The following is a 17,200-nucleotide window of genomic DNA, read 5'->3' on the forward strand; positions in this document are numbered from 1 at the left end:
ATTTTTTTGACTTCCGAGACTTTTGTTCATCCGAGTGCGCTCGTCGAAACGGGCGCACAGCTCGGATCTGGCGTCTATGTCGGTCCCTTCTGCTATGTGGGGCCGGACGTGGTGCTGGGTGACAACGTTCATCTCGCAAACCACGTATCGATCCAGGGCGCCACGACGATCGGCGAGGGCACCCGTATTCAGGCATTTGCCGCGCTTGGTGGCCTGCCGCAGGACACCAAGCACAAGGGCGGCCGCACGACGCTCACCGTCGGCAAGAATTGCGACATCCGCGAGTCGGTGACCATTCACAAGGGCTCTGACGCAGGTTCGGGCGCTACAGTGGTCGGCGACAACTGCTTCCTGCTGGCCTATTCACATATTGCGCACGACTGCGTGGTGGGCAACAACGTCACGCTTACCAACGGCGCGACCCTCGGCGGCCACTGCGAGGTCGGCGATCATGTCATCATCGGCGGCCTCACGGCCGTGCACCAGTTCTGCCGCATCGGCCGTCGCGCCTTCCTTGGCGGGTGCTCCGCGATCGTCGGCGACGTCATTCCCTTCGCCATGGCGGTCGGTAACCGTGCAACTCTGCACGGCTTCAACGTTGTCGGGCTGAAGCGCTCGGGTATGACCCGCACCCAGCTGCAGGCGATGCGTGCGGCTTACCGCATGCTGTTCTCGTCGAGCGGCACGGTGGCGGAAAACGCCGAGGCCGTCCGCAAGGAGTTTGCGGACATCCCCGAGGTCATCGAGATCCTCGACTTCATGACCAGTCGCGGCAAGCGGCATTTCGTGGTACCGGCATTGGGTGACCGCGATGATGCCCATGATGACATCGACTGACGAAGACAATCAGATCAGGCATATTCCCTATGGACGCGTCGCCATCATAGCTGGCGGCGGCGCGCTTCCCGTGGCGGTCGCCCGCACGCTGGCCGAGCGGGGCAGCAATCCGTTCGTCGCCGTCCTCCAGGGCGAGGCTGCCGAAGCAGACTTTTCCGGCATCCCGCAGACCACGGTGAGGCTCGAGGACTTCGGGCCGCTGCTCGATCGCTTTACGCAGGAAAAAATCACGCATGTGATCCTTGCGGGCAGCGTCGGCCGCCGGCCGAAACTTACCGGCATGAAATGGAACGGGACGCTGATGCGCCTGATCTCGCGCGTCATCACCGGCCTCATGCGTGGTGACGACGGCCTGCTGCGCACCGTCATTGGCGCGATCGAAAAGCAAGGATTTCGCGTGGTCGGTGCGCATGAAGTGGTGCCTGACCTGCTCGCGCCCGCAGGTGTTTTGACGAAGGAAGCTCCGGCAAAGGGCGACAAGCGTGACATAGAAGCCGCTTCACAGGCGGCCGAACTCATCGGCAAGCTCGACATTGGCCAGGCGGCTGTTGCTGTTGGCGGCCGCGTCATTGCCCTCGAAGGCATTGAGGGCACCGAAGGTCTGCTCGAACGCACGGCGGCCCTGCGCGGGCACGGGCGTTTGGCCGGCAAGAAGCGGGGGGTGCTCGTGAAGCGCCTCAAGCCGCAGCAGGAGCGCCGGGCAGACATTCCGGCCATTGGCCCCGACACGATGGATCAGGCCCACCGGGCCGGGCTCGCAGGCGTTGCCGTCGAGGCGGGCGGCTGCTTCATCCTTGACTTTGACCGCGCCATTGCCCGGGCCGATGAGCTCGGCCTGTTCGTCGTCGGCATCGAGCCGCAGGCTGCCAAGGAGGACATATGACTTCGGAGAGCCCCCTGCGAATCGCCATGGTTGCCGGAGAGGAGTCCGGCGATCTTCTCGGCGTCGATCTTGCCGAGTCGCTTCGCAAGATCACTGGCCGTCCGGTTGAACTTTCAGGCGTCGGTGGCCGGCATCTGCGCGAAGCCGGGATGGATCCGCTGTTCGATGGCTCCGAGATCGCTCTTATGGGCATCACGACGGTGGTGAAGGAGCTGCCTAAGCTGATGCGGCGGATCAACCAGACCGCGGCGCACATCGTTGCCTCGAAGCCGGATTGCCTCATCACCATCGACAGCCCCGACTTTGCTCTGCGGGTGGCGAAAAAGGTACGTGAAGCCGATCCCAAGATCCCGATCATCCACTACGTCTGTCCCAGTGTATGGGCATGGCGGCCGGGCAGGGCGCCGTCGATGAAGCCCTACATCGATGAAATTCTTTGCGTGCTACCGTTCGAACCGGAAGCGCTGCGGACACTCGATGGCCCGCAAGGCACTTATGTGGGCCACTGCCTGGCCGCCAATCCAGGCGTTGCGCAGGCAGCACAGATGCAGACTGAGCGCATCCGTGAAGGACGCAGAACACTGCTGGTCCTGCCGGGCTCTCGTCGAAGCGAAGTGCGCCGCCTGTTGCGGCCGTTCGGGGAAACCGTCGGCATCCTTGCTAAGCGCGGCCATGACTTTGAGGTCGTGGTCCCGACGGTGCCGCATGTCGCCCAGATCGTTCGCGACGGCTGCCTCGAGTGGCCCGTGTGGCCGCGGTTTGTTGAGTCTGCGGAAGAGAAGTGGCAGGCATTCGGCGAGGCGGATGCAGCCCTCGCAGCCTCGGGCACGGTCCTGCTGGAACTAGCCTTGTCGCGTGTGCCGATGATTTCCTGCTATCGGCCCGACTGGATGGCGTCGCAGCTGATGCGGTTCGTGACGACCTGGTCGGCGGCATTGCCGAACCTCATCGCCGACTGGCCGGTTGTCCCGGAGTTCTACAACGACTTCGTCCGGCCCGAATATCTCGCTCGCCTCATCGAACAGCTGTGGGCGGACACGCCCGCCCGCATCGCGCAGATCGACGGCCTTCTGCACGTGGCGCGGCGAATGAAGATGCCAAAACCTCCCGGCGATTTGGCTGCGGAAGTCGTCCTCCGCCGCATCGGGCGCTAGCATCGACCCGCCGCCACTGCCGCAATTTCCCGCCGAGATCAACCGGCAAAACAAAAGAGGCGCCCGAGGCGCCCCTTCTCTTTAGATCTTTTGCGATCAGCGCTGAGCGATCGGCACATAGTCGCGGAGGGTATGGCCGGTGTAGAGCTGACGCGGACGGCCGATCTTCTGGTGCGGATCCTCGATCATTTCCTTCCACTGTGCGACCCAGCCGACGGTGCGCGCGACGGCGAACAGCACGGTGAACATGGTCGTCGGGAAGCCGAGCGCCTTCAGCGTGATGCCCGAGTAGAAGTCGATGTTCGGGTACAGCTTCTTCTCGATGAAGTACTCGTCGGTCAGGGCGATCTTCTCGAGCTCCATCGCGACGTCGAGCAGCGGATCGTCCTTGATGCCGAGCTCGCCGAGCACCTCATGGCAGGTCTTCTGCATGATCTTGGCGCGCGGATCGTAGTTCTTGTAGACGCGGTGACCGAAGCCCATCAGGCGGAACGGATCGTTCTTGTCCTTCGCGCGGGCGATGAATTCCGGAATACGGTCAACGGAACCGATCTCGGCCAGCATGTTGAGCGCAGCCTCGTTCGCGCCGCCGTGTGCCGGGCCCCACAGGCAGGCAATGCCGGCCGCGATGCAGGCGAATGGGTTGGCGCCCGACGAACCGGCGAGGCGGACGGTCGAGGTGGACGCGTTCTGCTCGTGGTCGGCGTGCAGGATGAAGATGCGTTCCATCGCGCGAGCGAGGATCGGGTTGACCTTGTACTCCTCGCAGGGAACCGCGAAGCACATGTGCAGGAAGTTGGCCGCGAAGGACAGCTCGTTCTTCGGGTAAACGAAAGGCTGTCCGATGTGGTACTTGTAGGCCATCGCTGCGATCGTCGGCATCTTTGCGATCAGGCGGATCGACGCGACCATGCGGTGATGCGGATCGGAGATGTCGGTGGAGTCGTGGTAGAAGGCCGAAAGCGCGCCGACGACACCGCACATGACAGCCATCGGGTGGGCGTCGCGGCGGAAGCCGGTGAAGAAGCGCGACAGCTGCTCGTGCACCATGGTGTGGTGCGTGACGCGGTAGTCGAAGTCTTCCTTCTGCGCCTTGGTCGGCAGCTCGCCGTAGAGGAGCAGGTAGCAGGTCTCGAGGAAGTCGCCGTGCTCGGCGAGCTGCTCGATCGGATAGCCACGGTGCAGCAGGACGCCCTGGTCACCGTCGATGTAGGTGATCTTGGACTCGCAGCTTGCGGTCGAGGTGAAACCCGGATCGTAGGTGAAAGCGCCGGTCTCCTTGTAGAGGGAGCTGATGTCGATGACGTCCGGCCCCACCGTCCCTTGTCGCACCTTGAATTCAGTGGGTTTTCCCTTGAAATCAAGTGTTGCGGCCGTGCTGCTCATGACAATCACCTCTTAAATATGTTTCCCCGCCACCGATCAGTTTCGCTCAGCGAGTTCCTCCGATCGCGGGCCCTAGCTATCCGATTTGGACTGGCCTGCCAAGCTATTCCGACGGGCAGATGTTGCAACGCAAAAATGCAACAGCTGCCCAAAAAGTTATCTTCAGCCTGCGGCCTGATCAGCCAGGCGCGCAATACTTTCATCGCGTCCGAGAACAGCCAGGACGTCGAACACGCCGGGCGAAGTTGAACGTCCCGTAAGGGCCGCGCGGAGCGGTTGCGCGATCTTTCCGAGCTTCAGTCCAGTCTCCTCGGCATAGGCGCGCACGACCGACTCGGTCGATGCCGCGGTCCACTCGCCCAGGGCTTCAAACCGCGGCAGGAGGCCGGCGATCGTGGCGCGCGCATCCGCGTCGAGGATCTGCGTCGCCTTCTCGTCGAGGTTCAGCGGACGCTGCACGAACAGGTACTGGGCGCTGTCCGCCAGCTCCACCAGCGTCTTTGCACGTTCCTTGAGGCCCGGAAGCGCGGCGAGCAGCTTAGCCTTCTGCTCGTCGCTGAGCTCGGTGGGGATTGCGCCGCGCTCCTCGATGTAGGGCAGGGTGCCCAGGAACTGGTCGAGCAGCACCTTGTCGTCGGTGTTGCGCATGTGGATGCCGTTGAGCGCCCCAAGCTTGGCGAAGTCGAAACGGGCGGCGCCCTTGTTGACGTCCACGATGTCGAACCAGCTGATCATGTCCTCGATGGACATGACCTCGTCATCGCCATGGCTCCAGCCCAGGCGGGCGAGGTAGTTCAGCAGCGCCTTGGGCAGATAGCCCATCGCGCGATAGGCTTCGACGCCCAGCGCACCATGGCGCTTCGACAGCTTCGCACCGTCCGAACCATGGATCAGCGGAATGTGCGCCATGACCGGCACGTCCCAGCCCATGGCCTGGTAGATGATGGTCTGACGTGCGGCATTCGTCAGATGGTCGTCGCCGCGAATGATGTGGGTGACGCCCATGTCATGGTCATCAACGACCACGGCATGCATGTAGGTCGGGTTGCCGTCCGAGCGCAGGATGATGAAATCGTCGAGATCCTTGTTCGGGAAGCGGACCTCGCCCTGCACCTTGTCGTAGACGATCGTCTCGCCTTCCTGAGGCGCCTTGATGCGGATCGCGGGCTTCACGCCGGCCGGTGCCTCGGACGGATCGCGGTCGCGCCAGCGGCCGTCATAGCGCGGCGGGCGTCCCTCTGCGCGAGCCTTCTCGCGCATCTCCTCGAGCTCCTGCGGGGTCGCATAACAGTAATACGCCTTGCCCATGCGGACGAGTTCCTCGGCCACCTCGCGGTGACGGTCGGCGCGCTGATACTGCGAGATCGGCTCGCCTTCCCACTCGAGCCCGAGCCACTTCAGACCGTCGAGGATCGCCCGGGTTGCCGCCTCGGTCGAGCGCTCACGGTCGGTATCCTCGATGCGCAGCAGCATGATGCCGCCGGTGTGCTTGGCATAAAGCCAGTTGAAGAGCGCGGTGCGCGCACCACCAATGTGCAGGAAGCCGGTAGGTGAGGGCGCGAAGCGGGTGACAACCTTGTCGGACACGGGATCCATCCATGAGAAAACTGGCCGTTGAACGGCCGATGGTATTTGTCTGGCGCTCATGTAGCATAGCGACCTCATCGTGCAAGCGCCTACGGGGCTGGGAAACGCGGCATGGGCGGGGAGGAGCATGCGGAAATTGACGAGCGCCGCCTGTTCTTCGGCGGGACCGATCTCGCGCGAACCGATGGTGCCCGGAGCCAAATTTTCGGCAGAAGAGGCCGGATAAGCTGGCGCACGCGCCTCGGAAAGGCCCGCGATTGGACGGATATCACAAGAAGCGCGCGCGCGGCGTTTGAAGCTGAAATTGATCGCGGGACGCCGTTTCTTTGTATTCCGGTCTTTATTGGTGCCGGGGCGCTCACCTATTTCGCCCTGCCGCACGAGCCCACCCTTCTTCCGCTCACTGCGCTCGTCTTCGGCCTCCTGAGTCTCTGTTGGTGGCTGCGCACACACTTCGCCTGGCGTCTGCTGGCCATGTCAGGGCTGCTCGTTGCCAGCGGTGCTGTGAGCGCCAAGATTGAAACGCTTACAGCAGGCACGCGCATCCTCGGCTCGGAGGTAACCACAAGGCTGACCGGCCGCGTGGAGTTGATCGAGCAACAGGCTTCCGGGCGGGTGAGACTGACGCTTCGGGTCCTCGACACCCGGCGGCCCGTCCTGCGCTATGCGCCGGACATCGTACGTGTCACTGCGAGGTCGATGCCGCAAAATGCCGGAATAGGAGAGGTCATCGAAGGCGTCGTCAGGCTTATCTCGCCCTCGGGTCCGGTACGGCCGTACAGCTATGACTTCTCGTTTCAGAGTTACTTTTCGGGCATCGGTGCAATCGGCTTTTTCATGGGCGCACCCGAGATTGTGGAGGGCGAGTGGCCCGAGCCGGCCCTCTGGATGCGCGGAATGGCGTGGGTCCAAACGCTGCGCCAGAAGATGGCCACGCGGATCACAGAGACGATTGGCGGTCCAGAAGGAGCGATTGCAGCCGCTCTGATCACCGGCATCCGGGCAGGCATTCCGGAAGAAATCAACGAGGCTCTGCGCATCACCGGCCTCTACCACGTCATTTCAATCTCGGGCCTGCATATGGCCCTTGTAGGCGGCACGCTGATGGTCGCACTGCGCAGCGCCTTCGCGCTCGCTCCCAATTTCGCGATGCGGCGGCCGGTGAAGAAATATGCGGCGGTGATCGCTCTGCTAGCAGCCGCCTTCTACCTGCTGATCTCCGGGGCGGATGTCGCGGCGCAGCGCAGCTTCATCATGCTTGCGGTCATGCTGCTGGCGATCGTGTTCGACCGCGCGGCGCTCACCATGCGCAATCTCGCCATCTCCGCGATCATCATCTTGCTGATCTCGCCGCATGAGGTGGCAGGGCCTTCCTTCCAGATGTCGTTCGCAGCAACCGCCGCACTGGTCGCATCTTACGCTGCGTGGACCAGCTACCGCGCAGGGCAGGAGCCGCGACGCCGGCGCACTACGCCATCCTTCCCGGGACGAATTGTACGGTACTGCTCTGCGGCTGCCATTGCCCTCGCAGCGACATCGATCATCGCCGGCGGCGCGACGGCGCTTTTCAGCGCCTGGCATTTTCAGCAAGTCCGCCCCTCGGCCTGTGCGCCAATCTTGCCGCGATGCCGATCGTGTCGGTGGTGGTGATGCCGATGGCGGTAGCAGCGTCGATCCTGATGCCGCTCGGTCTTGACGCGCTCCCGCTGATTGCGATGGGCGAGGGGATAGCAGCGGTCATTGCAGTCGCGCAGTGGCTCGCGGAGCGTTCGTTCTACGACTCTACCGGTGCCATTCCCGGCGCTTCTGTCCTCTTGTTGGCCGCTGGCCTCGCAATCCTCACAATGTCGCAGACGTCCCTGCGCTGGCTGGCAGCAGCGCCGATCGCCGCAGGCCTGACAATACTTGTTCTTGTTGACGCCCGACCGGACGTCCTGATCGCCGAGGACGGCAGGCTCGTTGCGATGCGCCTGTCGGACGGGGCTGTTGCCGTCAACCAGTCGCGACCGCGCGGCTTTGCGCTTGAAAATTGGCAGCGCGCGATGCGGGCAACCACGGTAGTGCGGCCGCAAGCCGAAGACGACTCGCTCGAACAGGGCTTCATCTGTTCAGGAAAGACCTGCACCGCCCGTCATGAAAGCGGAAACACGATTGTCTACACTGCAGATGAGGAAGCGGCACGTGATGCCTGCGGACGGACGGCGCTGCTTGTGCTCGCCGATGCCACAACGCCCAATCCCTGCGCGGGCTCAGGCACGTTGACGCTCACCACGCGCGATCTGGCGATGCACGGGGCAGCGGAAGTTCGATTTGATGCGCAAGGTCGGGCGCAAATCCGGCACGCCATCAGCATGCCATACCGGCCGTGGCATGATCATCGCCGCTTCTCGCGGGCTGCGCGCGGATTGCCTGAACGAACGACGGCCACACAAGGTGCGGCCGGCGCGAACAGTGAAACTAAAGAAACGGTTCAGTAGCGGCGGATGAGGCCGACCAGCCTGCCCTGGACCTTCACTCGGTCCGGCCCAAAAATGCGGGTCTCATAGGCGGGGTTAGCGGCTTCCAGCGCAATCGAGTCGCCTTTCCGGCGGAAACGCTTGAGCGTTGCTTCCTCGTCATCGACGAGGGCGACGACGATGTCGCCCGGGGTCGCCGATGAGGTGTTGCGGATGATCACCGTGTCGCCATCGAAAATGCCTGCCTCGATCATCGAGTCGCCCTTGACCTCGAGCGCATAGTGCTCGCCGCCGCGCAGCATGTCCGGCGGCACGGCGATCGAGTGGGTCTGCTGCTGAATCGCGCTGATCGGCACGCCCGCTGCGATGCGGCCCATCACCGGAACGGAGATGCCGGATGCGGCGTCGTCATTGCTCGGCACCTGCACGCGCGCAGGCTCCGGCACCTTGCCAAGGCTGCCCTGGATCACGCTCGGCGAGAATTTTTTCGCTGAGTTGAGACCCGGCGCAATCGAGTCGGGAAGGCGCAGAACCTCGAGGGCGCGCGCCCGGTTGGGCAGGCGGCGGATGAAGCCGCGTTCCTCAAGGGCGGTGATAAGGCGGTGAATGCCCGACTTGGACGCCAGGTCCAGCGCCTCCTTCATTTCATCGAATGAAGGAGGAATGCCCGTCTCCTTCAACCGCTCATGGATGAAGAGAAGCAGTTCGTGTTGCTTGCGCGTAAGCATCGGGCGCCCCTTGGGAATCAGAAAAACAAACCCTGAACAAAACACTATATGTTCCATTTGTGTTCCGCAATCGTTAATAGGGGCGCGCCCTGCTGCACGAGACGACGGGTTGTGGCACAAGGTGCTTCGATTGAAGTTCCAGGGGAGGGGCTGGTGGAACCAAGAGTCTTTGATGATCGGCTTTGTGCGCTTGGCGAGGGGCCGCTGTGGCATCCGGACAGGGAGCAGCTTTTCTGGGTCGACATCGTCGGCCAGAAGCTGCGGTCGCGGAAGGAGGAGAAGGTCTTCGAGTGGACTTTCGATGTACCGGTCTCGGCCCTCGGCTGGATCGACCACGACAACCTGCTTGTAGCGGGGGCTGGCGGCCTGATGCGCTTTAATATCGAAAGCGGCTCGCGGGAGACGATCTGCCGGATCGAGCCGGATCGGCCAAGCCTGCGTACCAATGACGGTCGGGCAGACCCGAAAGGGGGCTTTTGGATCGGTACGACGGGACGCAGGGCGGAACCGGGCTTAGGCACCATCTACCGCTACTATCGGGGCGAACTGCGAGCCCTCTTCACAGGTATCGATATTCCCAACGCCACCTGCTTTTCGCCGGATGGCGAGTTCGCCTGTTTTGCTGATAGCCGGGAGCGCATCATCTGGCGCCAGGCGCTGGACCGGGACGGCTGGCCGACGGGCGACCGGACGATTTTCCTCGACCTGCGGCAGGTCGCGACAAGTCCAGATGGAGCCATTTTCGATGCCGATGGCTTCCTCTGGGTGGCGTGTTGGGCGAAATCCTGCGTCGCGCGCTATACGCCGAACGGACGCGAGGATCTCAGGATCGAACTTCCGGTGAGCCAGATCACCTGTCCGGCCTTTGGTGGCCGGAACTGGTCCACCCTTTTCGTAACCACTGCGCAGGAAGGTTTATCTGCAGAAGCGCTTGCCGCCCAGCCGCTCGCCGGTGCCGTCTTTGCGGTCGAAACCGGCTTCCGGGCGCTGCCTGATCCAAGGGTGGTCCTCTAGCGGAAACAGCGGACAGGAGCCTTTGTCATTGATGATGCCATGAAACCGCTCAAAATGCGGTGGTATGGGGCATTCATTGGTGGCCGAGTCTTGACCCGGTCGGAACGCGGATGCGACACATCAGATCGATGGGCGTCCGCTGCAGATTGGCCTCCATCTGATCAGGCGACGGAAAGCGATGAAAAAGACACTCGAACCGCAGGAACCGCGTTGGCTCGGCTCCGCCACTCCGACGCGGATCGCGCTGGTACCGCCCCTTTCGGCGGCGCGGTGGTTGCTGGTGCTGGTGTTTGCAGCCGGCATCTACTTCTTTCATGGCTTTCTCGTCCCAGTCCTGGCCGCGTTGGTGATCGGTTTCGCCAGCTGGCCAGTCTACAGCGACCTGCTGCGCCGTTGCGGCAACAACCGCCCGATAGCGGCGTCGATCGCCATTGCGCTGATCCTTACCTTCCTCGTCGTGCCGGTGGTGCTCGCCATCAGCTACACGATCAAGGAAGTCGGCGTCTGGTTCACCTGGGCCGTCGAGGCCAACCGCACCGGCTCGCCGCCGCCTGAATGGATGATCACCCTGCCGGGCGGCATCGGGCCGTGGCTCGACGAGCAGTGGCAGCGCTACATCGGCCATCCGGGCGCGCTGGGCGAACTGGTGCAGATCGTCAGCGGCGCGAATATCGGCTCGATCTACCGCGCCGTGCTTGCTGCCGGCACCGGTCTCTTCGACCTCCTGCTAACGCTGCTCTTCATGCTGATCGCGCTGTTCTTCGTCTACAAGGACGGGGAGATCTTCGTGAAGCAGGTGGACACGCTGGGTGAACGGATCCTGCCGATGCGCTGGGAGCGCATTTCGCGCGTGGTCCCGGCGACGATCAGCTCGACCGTTATGGGTATGACGCTGATCGCGATCGGCGAAGGCATCGTTCTTGGCACGGCCTACTGGATCGCGGGCGTTCCGTCGCCGGTTACCCTTGGCGTCATCACCGGCGTCATGGCCCTCATCCCCGGCGGTGCACCGCTCAGCTTCACGCTGGTCTCTCTCTATCTGGTCGCGTCGGGTTCGCCCTTTGCCGGCCTTGGTCTGTTCGCGTGGGGTTCGATCGAACTCTTCATCGTCGACAAGACGCTGCGCCCGAAACTTGTGGGCGGGCCGATCAAGCTGCCGTTCCTGCCAACCTTCTTTGGCCTGATCGGCGGCGTGAAGACCATGGGCTTCCTTGGCCTTTTCATCGGGCCGGTGCTGATGGCGTTGCTGGTAGCTATCTGGCGCGAGTGGCTGCATGAAATGCAGGCTTCTCCCGCCCCCGTCACGGTGGAAGCGCCGGAGGAAGAGTCCGTCAAGACTACCCTTGCGGCAGGTTCTGGCGGGGCATGATCTTTGACGGCCTTGCGCCAAGCCGACGCAGTATCCCAATTTTTGAGCATAAGGGGTTGACTGGGCGGCTGAATCTGCGGCTTTTCAGAATATCCGGACCCCCAACTCCCCTTTTACCGAATCACGCGGAATGACTGACGCGAACCTGCTACTATTTTTGGTGTTGCTGCCGTTCGCAGGCAGCGTAGCGGCTTCGTTGCTTCCCCGGAACGCGCGCAACGCCGAGGCTTGGCTGTCGGGTCTGGTCGCGCTAGCAGCCTTTACGATCACGGCCTTCCTGTACCCTGCAGTCAGGGAAGGCGGCGTCATCCGCCGCGAGGCGCAGTGGCTGCCGGAGCTGGGCGTCAACTTCACACTGCGCATGGACGGTTTCGGCTGGATGTTCTCGGTGCTGATCACCGGCATTGGGCTGCTCGTCGTCATTTACGCGCGCTACTACATGTCGCCGAAGGACCCCGTGCCGCGGTTCTTCTCGTTCTTGCTCGCTTTCATGGGTTCCATGCAGGGCCTGGTTATTGCCGGCAACCTGATCGTGCTGGCGATCTTCTGGGAACTGACCAGCATCGTCTCCTTCCTGCTCATCAGCTACTGGCACCACAACCAGGCCGCGCGTGACGGCGCGCGCATGGCGCTGACGATCACGGGCATTGGTGGACTCGCGCTGCTCGTCGGCCTGATGCTCATCGGCCATATCGTCGGCAGCTACGATCTCGACGTTGTGCTCGCCTCGGGCGACAAGATCCGCGGGCACGAACTCTATTCGACGGCCCTTGTGCTGATCCTGCTCGGGGCACTGACGAAAAGCGCGCAATTCCCTTTTCACTTCTGGTTGCCCAACGCGATGGCGGCGCCGACGCCCGTGTCTGCCTACCTGCACTCGGCAACGATGGTGAAGGCTGGCGTCTTCTTGTTGGCCCGACTATGGCCGGTTCTGTCGGGCACCGATGAGTGGTTTTTCCTTGTCGGTCTGACCGGCATGGCGACGCTGATGCTGGGCGCGTTCTATGCGATCTTCCAGCAAGACCTGAAGGGTCTGCTGGCCTATTCCACCATCAGCCATCTGGGCCTCATCACGACGCTGCTGAGCCTCGGCAGCCCGCTCGCCGCGGTCGCGGCCATCTTCCACATGATCAACCACGCCACGTTCAAGGCGTCGTTGTTCATGGCCGCCGGCATCATCGACCACGAGGCGGGTACACGCGACATGCGCCGGCTGTCCGGCCTGTTTTCATTCCTGCCGATAACGGCAACGCTGGCGATGGTGGCAAGTGCCGCGATGGCGGGCGTGCCGCTTCTGAACGGCTTCCTGTCGAAGGAAATGTTCTTCGCCGAGACGCTGGAGAAGCATCACGGGTCGATCCTCGACGGACTTGCACCCTATGCCGCAACGATCGCAAGCACCTTCGCGGTGACCTATTCGGTGCGGTTCATCCATACCGTTTTCTTTGGGCCAAAGCCCGTCGACCTGCCACATGAGCCGCACGAGCCGCCGCACTGGATGCGTCTGCCGATCGAGCTCCTGGTGCTCATCTGCCTGATTGTCGGCATTGTGCCGAGCATCACCATCGGGCCGTACCTGCACACCGCCGTCGTGGCAGTGCTTGGCAGTGAGACGCCCGACTACAGCCTTGCCGTGTGGCATGGCCTCAATACACCGCTGATCATGAGCGTCATCGCGCTGGTAGGTGGTACGGCGCTCTATCTTGCATTGCGCCGATACCTAGCGACATGCGAGGACGGCACGCCTTTTCTGCGCAACCTCAAGGGCCAGCGCATCTTCGAGCGCATTCTTGTTACGATCTCCTGGCGCTGGGCGCGCTGGATCGAGGCCAATCTGGGCACGCGCCGTCTGCAGCCGCAACTGCGGCTTGTCGTCTTTGCCGCCTTCGTGGCGGGGCTGGTTCCGCTATTCCGGGGCGGGTTCCGTCTGCCGAACGTCAGCTTCGACGGCCTCGACCCGACCTTTGCCGCCTTCTGGGCGGTGGGCATCGTCTGCGCGCTGGGCGCAGCTTATCAGGCCAAGTACCACCGCCTGGCCGCGCTCATCTTGATGGGCGGTGCTGGCATCGTCACCTGCATCACCTTCATCTGGTTCTCCGCGCCGGACCTTGCCGTCACGCAGCTCGTGGTCGAGGTGGTGACGACGGTTCTCATCCTGCTTGGTCTGCGTTGGCTGCCGAAGCGTCTCGAAGAAGTGGATAACTCCGTTCGCCCGATGGACCGCATGCGCCGTCACCGCGACTTCGGCCTTGCCGTCATCTGCGGTGTCGGCATGGCGATACTCGCCTACGCGATGATGAAGCGGCCGGAGACGGATACGATCGCCAATTTCTTCCTGGAGAACGCTTACTCCGAGGGCGGCGGCAAGAACGTCGTCAACGTGATCCTGGTCGACTTCCGTGGCTTCGATACCTTTGGCGAAATCACCGTGCTCGGCATCGTTGCGCTCACCGTTTTCGCCCTGCTTCGCCGCTACCGACCGGCGGCGGACAGCGTTGGCGTTCCGGAGCAGCAGCGCATCCAGAACATGTACGACGACGCGCGCCCGGACCGGGAGATCGGGTCGACTGTCCGCGACTACCTGATGGTGCCCTCCGTGCTGATGCAGTGGATGTTCCCGGTGATCATCCTGCTCGCTGCCTTCCTGTTCCTGCGCGGACACGACCTGCCGGGCGGCGGCTTTGCGGCCGGCGTGACGATGGCAATCGGCTTCCTGCTGCAATATCTCGGCGGCGGTACACGCTGGGTCGAGGATCGCCTGCGTATCCTGCCCGTGCGCTGGATCGCCTTTGGCCTGATGGCGGCCGCCGTCACGGGCCTGGGTGCCTGGCTGTTCGGCATGCCGTTCCTGACCACCTACTTCCAGTACACCGAGATTCCGCTGATCGGTAAGGTGCCGACGGCGAGCGCGCTGCTATTCGACCTCGGCGTGTTCTCGCTGGTTGTGGGCGCCACCGTGCTCATCCTTATCGCGCTGGCCCATCAGTCTGTCCGCAGCTATCGCGTGCGTGCCTCCGAAGCCGCGAAGGCGGAGGAGGACGCCTGATGGAACTCGTCCTATCGCTAGGCATCGGCGTACTCGTAGCCTCCGGCGTGTGGCTGCTCCTGCGTCCTCGCACCTATCAGGTGATCATCGGCCTTTCGCTGCTGGGCTACGCCGTCAATCTCTTCATTTTCTCGATGGGACGGCTGAAGTCCAACGCGGCACCCGTTGTGCCGGGCGCTGAAGTTGACCCCTCGACGTTTGCTGATCCGATCCCCCAAGCGCTGGTGCTGACGGCGATCGTTATCGGCTTTGCAACAACGGCCCTGTTCCTCGTCGTGCTCCTTGCCGCCCGCGGCTTCACGGGTACCGACCATGTCGACGGCAGGGAGCCCGAAAGATGATCCCTGCACCCGAACACCTCGTCATCCTGCCGATCGTGCTGCCGCTGGTGGCTGGCGCCCTGCTGCTGTTCTTCAACGACCAGGAGCGCGTGCTGAAGGCGACGATCACCATCGGCACGGCCGTGGCGCTGCTCATTGTCGCGATCCTGCTGCTGCGCATCGCACATGCAGATGGCAGGCCGGGTGGCGGGCGCGTCGTCGTCTACCTGCTCGGCAACTGGCCGCCGCCATTCGCAATCGTGCTGGTCCTCGACCGCCTCGCGGCGATGATGCTGGCGCTGACAGCCGTCCTCGCCATCCCGGCGCTCGTCTTTTCGATCGTGCGCTGGCAGAAGGCCGGTCCGAATTATCACACGCTGTTCCTGTTCCTGCTGATGGGCCTCAACGGTTCGTTCCTGACGGGCGACCTGTTCAACCTATTCGTCTTCTTCGAGGTGATGCTCGCGGCGTCCTACGGGCTTGTGCTGCACAGCTCAGGCTCACTGCGAGTGAGGGCTGGTCTGCACTACATCGCGATCAATCTGGCGGCGTCGCTGCTGTTCCTGATCGGCGTTGCCATGATCTACGGCGTTACCGGTACGCTGAACATGGCAGACCTCGCGCTCCGGATCCCCAAGGTCGCGCCCGAAAGCATGATGATGCTTGAGGCGGGTGCGGGCATCCTTGGCATCGCCTTCCTGATCAAGGCGGGCATGTGGCCGCTGTCCTTCTGGCTACCGACTACCTATACCGCCGCGCCGGCGCCGGTCGCCGCGATCATGGCGATCATGAGCAAAGTCGGCGTATACGTCATCCTGCGACTGTCACTGTTGTTCTTCACCAAGGAAACGGTCTCGTTCGGTTTCGGCACCAACGTGCTGTTGCTCGGCGGAATCCTGACCATCACCTTTGGTGCTATCGGCGTGCTGGCTTCGCAGTCGCTCGGCCGGCTTGCCGGCTTCTCCGTGCTGGTTTCCTCCGGAACGCTGCTTGCCTCGCTGGGACTCTTCGAGGTTGGCGTGACTGCCGGCGCTCTGCTGTACCTTGTTAGTTCCACCATCGCGATCAGCGCCTTCTTCCTGCTGATCGAACTCGTCGAGCGCGGGCAGGACCAGTTCGCTAACGTTCTTGCCGTGACGGTGGAAGCCTTCGGCGAGGGCGAGGAAGACGAGGATGTCGAGGAAGAGGTTGGCGTGACCATACCGGGCACGCTCGCGATCCTTGGCATCAGCTTTGGCGCCTGCGCCCTCCTGCTGGCAGGCCTGCCGCCGCTGCCCGGCTTCGTCGCCAAGTTCATCATCATCGACGCGAGCTTCAACCATGGCGCGCTTGGTGACACAGCGACAATCCCCTCAGCCGCGTGGTGGCTCGCGACGTTCCTGGTTCTGTCGGGTCTCGCGTCGCTGATCTCGATGAGCCGCGCCGGTATCCGCACTTTCTGGGCGCCGGTCGATGTGGTCATCCCGCGCGTCCAGCTGATGGAAATCATCCCGATCGGCGTCCTGCTTGCGCTGACGCTGGCCCTGACTGTCCAGGCTGGCCCGATCATGCGCTTCATGCAGGCGACGGCTGACAATCTGCATGACCCGCGCATCTACATCGAGAGCGTGGTCGATGCGCCGCGTTCGGTGCCGCGTGGCCGGGAGGCGACGCGATGACGCGCTTCTTCCCGTTCCCGCTGCTGCTCGTCTCGCTGGTGCTGATGTGGCTGGCGCTGACCAGCCTCTCGCTTGGAAACCTGATCGTCGGCATCCTCGTCGCGCTGATGGCGGTGCATGGCTTTGCAGCGCTTCAACCTTCGCGTCCGAAGATCAAGAAGTGGCATCTGGTGCCAAAGCTGATCGGCGTGGTGCTGCTCGACATTCTGCGCTCCAACATCGCGGTGGCGACGATCATACTGCAGGGCCGCCGCCGGCAGCGGAAGTCCGGCTTCCTGACAATTCCGCTCGACCTGCGTGATCCAACAGGGCTTGCTATCCTTTCTGTGATCATCACGAGCACACCGGGCACAGCCTGGATGGACTACAATTCGGCGCGTGGTGAGGTGCTTCTGCACGTCTTCGACCTCGTCGATGAGGCGGACTGGCTCGATACCATCAAGAACCGGTACGAGCATCTGCTGCGGGAGATCTTCGAATGAGCGAGATGATCGTTGTATTCGCGGTCTGGGTTGCGCACGGCGCGCTCGCGCTTGCTATGATTTTCGCAATGGCGCGGATGATGCGGGGCCCGCGCGCGCAGGACCGCGTGCTCGGCCTCGACACGCTCTACGTGAACTCGATGCTGCAGCTGCTGGTATTCGGCATCCGCACCGGAAGCACCTTCTATTTCGAAGCCGCCCTTATCATCGGCGTCCTTGGATTCGTGGCGACGGCAGCACTGGCAAAGTTCCTCATGCGCGGCGAGGTGATCGAATGAGC

General features: G+C 63.0%; 13 protein-coding genes and 1 pseudogene. 11 read left to right on the plus strand and 3 right to left on the minus strand.

From position 1 onward, the window contains the following. Nucleotides 1-6: 6 nt before the first annotated feature. From lpxA to L630_RS0103025, 3 genes are read left to right on the plus strand one after another with little or no spacing between them, the layout of a single operon-like run. A complete protein-coding gene (gene lpxA / locus L630_RS0103015; RefSeq protein ID WP_024846806.1) occupies nt 7-837 on the plus strand; it encodes an acyl-ACP--UDP-N-acetylglucosamine O-acyltransferase in 831 nt (276 codons plus the stop codon). Further along, nucleotides 821-1,720 (plus strand): UDP-2,3-diacylglucosamine diphosphatase LpxI, encoded by a 900-nt coding sequence (gene lpxI, locus L630_RS0103020; protein WP_348601468.1) that lies wholly within the window; start codon nt 821-823, stop codon nt 1,718-1,720. The genes lpxA and lpxI overlap by 17 nt, the downstream gene beginning before the upstream one ends. Then, nucleotides 1,717-2,874 (plus strand): lipid-A-disaccharide synthase, encoded by a 1,158-nt coding sequence (locus L630_RS0103025; protein WP_024846808.1) that lies wholly within the window; start codon nt 1,717-1,719, stop codon nt 2,872-2,874. Before lpxI ends, L630_RS0103025 begins: the two co-directional genes overlap by 4 nt. Nucleotides 2,875-2,970: 96 nt before the next feature. Here the strand turns inward: L630_RS0103025 and gltA are convergent, their stop codons facing one another. Both gltA and gltX read right to left on the minus strand, forming a co-directional pair. Continuing rightward, nucleotides 2,971-4,260: a citrate synthase gene (gene gltA, locus L630_RS0103030; protein ID WP_024846809.1), complete on the minus strand. Its 1,290-nt coding sequence runs from the start codon at nt 4,258-4,260 to the stop codon at nt 2,971-2,973. Between the two features lie 162 nt (nt 4,261-4,422). After that, nucleotides 4,423-5,847 carry a glutamate--tRNA ligase gene (gene gltX, locus L630_RS0103035; RefSeq protein ID WP_024846810.1) on the minus strand — a complete coding sequence of 475 codons (1,425 nt, stop codon included), beginning with the start codon at nt 5,845-5,847 and terminating at the stop codon, nt 4,423-4,425. Between the two features lie 111 nt (nt 5,848-5,958). Here gltX and L630_RS22100 point away from each other — a divergent pair. Next, nucleotides 5,959-8,324 (plus strand): annotated as a pseudogene (locus tag L630_RS22100) (ComEC/Rec2 family competence protein). On the opposite strand, the gene lexA reads toward L630_RS22100, so the two are convergent. Further along, nucleotides 8,318-9,031, minus strand: a complete 714-nt coding sequence (gene lexA, locus L630_RS0103045) for a transcriptional repressor LexA (protein ID WP_024846811.1) — start codon at nt 9,029-9,031, stop codon at nt 8,318-8,320. The pseudogene L630_RS22100 and the gene lexA sit on opposite strands and share 7 nt — an antisense overlap. A 111-nt stretch (nt 9,032-9,142) precedes the next feature. Between lexA and L630_RS0103050 the strand changes: the two genes are divergently transcribed. The 7 genes from L630_RS0103050 (at nt 9,143) to L630_RS0103080 (ending at nt 17,198) form a co-directional block, all read left to right on the plus strand. Then, nucleotides 9,143-10,045: an SMP-30/gluconolactonase/LRE family protein gene (locus L630_RS0103050; protein WP_245263645.1), complete on the plus strand. Its 903-nt coding sequence runs from the start codon at nt 9,143-9,145 to the stop codon at nt 10,043-10,045. A 178-nt stretch (nt 10,046-10,223) separates the two neighbouring features. Further along, nucleotides 10,224-11,414 (plus strand): AI-2E family transporter, encoded by a 1,191-nt coding sequence (locus tag L630_RS0103055; RefSeq protein WP_024846813.1) that lies wholly within the window; start codon nt 10,224-10,226, stop codon nt 11,412-11,414. A 130-nt stretch (nt 11,415-11,544) separates the two neighbouring features. Continuing rightward, on the plus strand, nt 11,545-14,460 hold the full coding sequence (locus tag L630_RS0103060; protein WP_024846814.1) for a monovalent cation/H+ antiporter subunit A: 2,916 nt from the start codon (nt 11,545-11,547) through the stop codon (nt 14,458-14,460). Continuing rightward, nucleotides 14,460-14,801, plus strand: coding sequence for a Na+/H+ antiporter subunit C (locus tag L630_RS0103065; RefSeq protein ID WP_024846815.1), 342 nt, complete (start codon nt 14,460-14,462; stop codon nt 14,799-14,801). Before L630_RS0103060 ends, L630_RS0103065 begins: the two co-directional genes overlap by 1 nt. Continuing rightward, entirely contained in the window at nt 14,798-16,438 is a 1,641-nt protein-coding gene (locus L630_RS0103070; protein ID WP_024846816.1) for a monovalent cation/H+ antiporter subunit D, read from the plus strand. The genes L630_RS0103065 and L630_RS0103070 overlap by 4 nt, the downstream gene beginning before the upstream one ends. After that, nucleotides 16,435-16,920 carry a Na+/H+ antiporter subunit E gene (locus tag L630_RS0103075; RefSeq protein ID WP_024846817.1) on the plus strand — a complete coding sequence of 162 codons (486 nt, stop codon included), beginning with the start codon at nt 16,435-16,437 and terminating at the stop codon, nt 16,918-16,920. Before L630_RS0103070 ends, L630_RS0103075 begins: the two co-directional genes overlap by 4 nt. Next, a complete protein-coding gene (locus tag L630_RS0103080; RefSeq protein ID WP_024846818.1) occupies nt 16,917-17,198 on the plus strand; it encodes a K+/H+ antiporter subunit F in 282 nt (93 codons plus the stop codon). The genes L630_RS0103075 and L630_RS0103080 overlap by 4 nt, the downstream gene beginning before the upstream one ends. The last annotated feature ends 2 nt before the right edge of the window (nt 17,199-17,200 follow it).

It is taken from the genome of Aminobacter sp. J41 (assembly GCF_000526635.1).
Lineage (GTDB): Bacteria > Pseudomonadota > Alphaproteobacteria > Rhizobiales > Rhizobiaceae > Aerobium.

Excerpts from the sequence above, each read along its gene's own strand:
- gltA (WP_024846809.1), bottom strand. The coding sequence starts at position 4,260 with ATGAGCAGCACGGCCGCAACACTTGATTTCAAGGGAAAACCCACTGAA.
- lpxI (WP_348601468.1), top strand. The coding sequence starts at position 821 with ATGATGACATCGACTGACGAAGACAATCAGATCAGGCATATTCCCTAT.
- L630_RS0103025 (WP_024846808.1), top strand. The coding sequence starts at position 1,717 with ATGACTTCGGAGAGCCCCCTGCGAATCGCCATGGTTGCCGGAGAGGAG.
- L630_RS0103080 (WP_024846818.1), top strand. The coding sequence starts at position 16,917 with ATGAGCGAGATGATCGTTGTATTCGCGGTCTGGGTTGCGCACGGCGCG.
- L630_RS0103065 (WP_024846815.1), top strand. The coding sequence starts at position 14,460 with ATGGAACTCGTCCTATCGCTAGGCATCGGCGTACTCGTAGCCTCCGGC.
- L630_RS0103070 (WP_024846816.1), top strand. The coding sequence starts at position 14,798 with ATGATCCCTGCACCCGAACACCTCGTCATCCTGCCGATCGTGCTGCCG.
- L630_RS0103075 (WP_024846817.1), top strand. The coding sequence starts at position 16,435 with ATGACGCGCTTCTTCCCGTTCCCGCTGCTGCTCGTCTCGCTGGTGCTG.
- L630_RS0103055 (WP_024846813.1), top strand. The coding sequence starts at position 10,224 with ATGAAAAAGACACTCGAACCGCAGGAACCGCGTTGGCTCGGCTCCGCC.
- lexA (WP_024846811.1), bottom strand. The coding sequence starts at position 9,031 with ATGCTTACGCGCAAGCAACACGAACTGCTTCTCTTCATCCATGAGCGG.
- L630_RS0103060 (WP_024846814.1), top strand. The coding sequence starts at position 11,545 with ATGACTGACGCGAACCTGCTACTATTTTTGGTGTTGCTGCCGTTCGCA.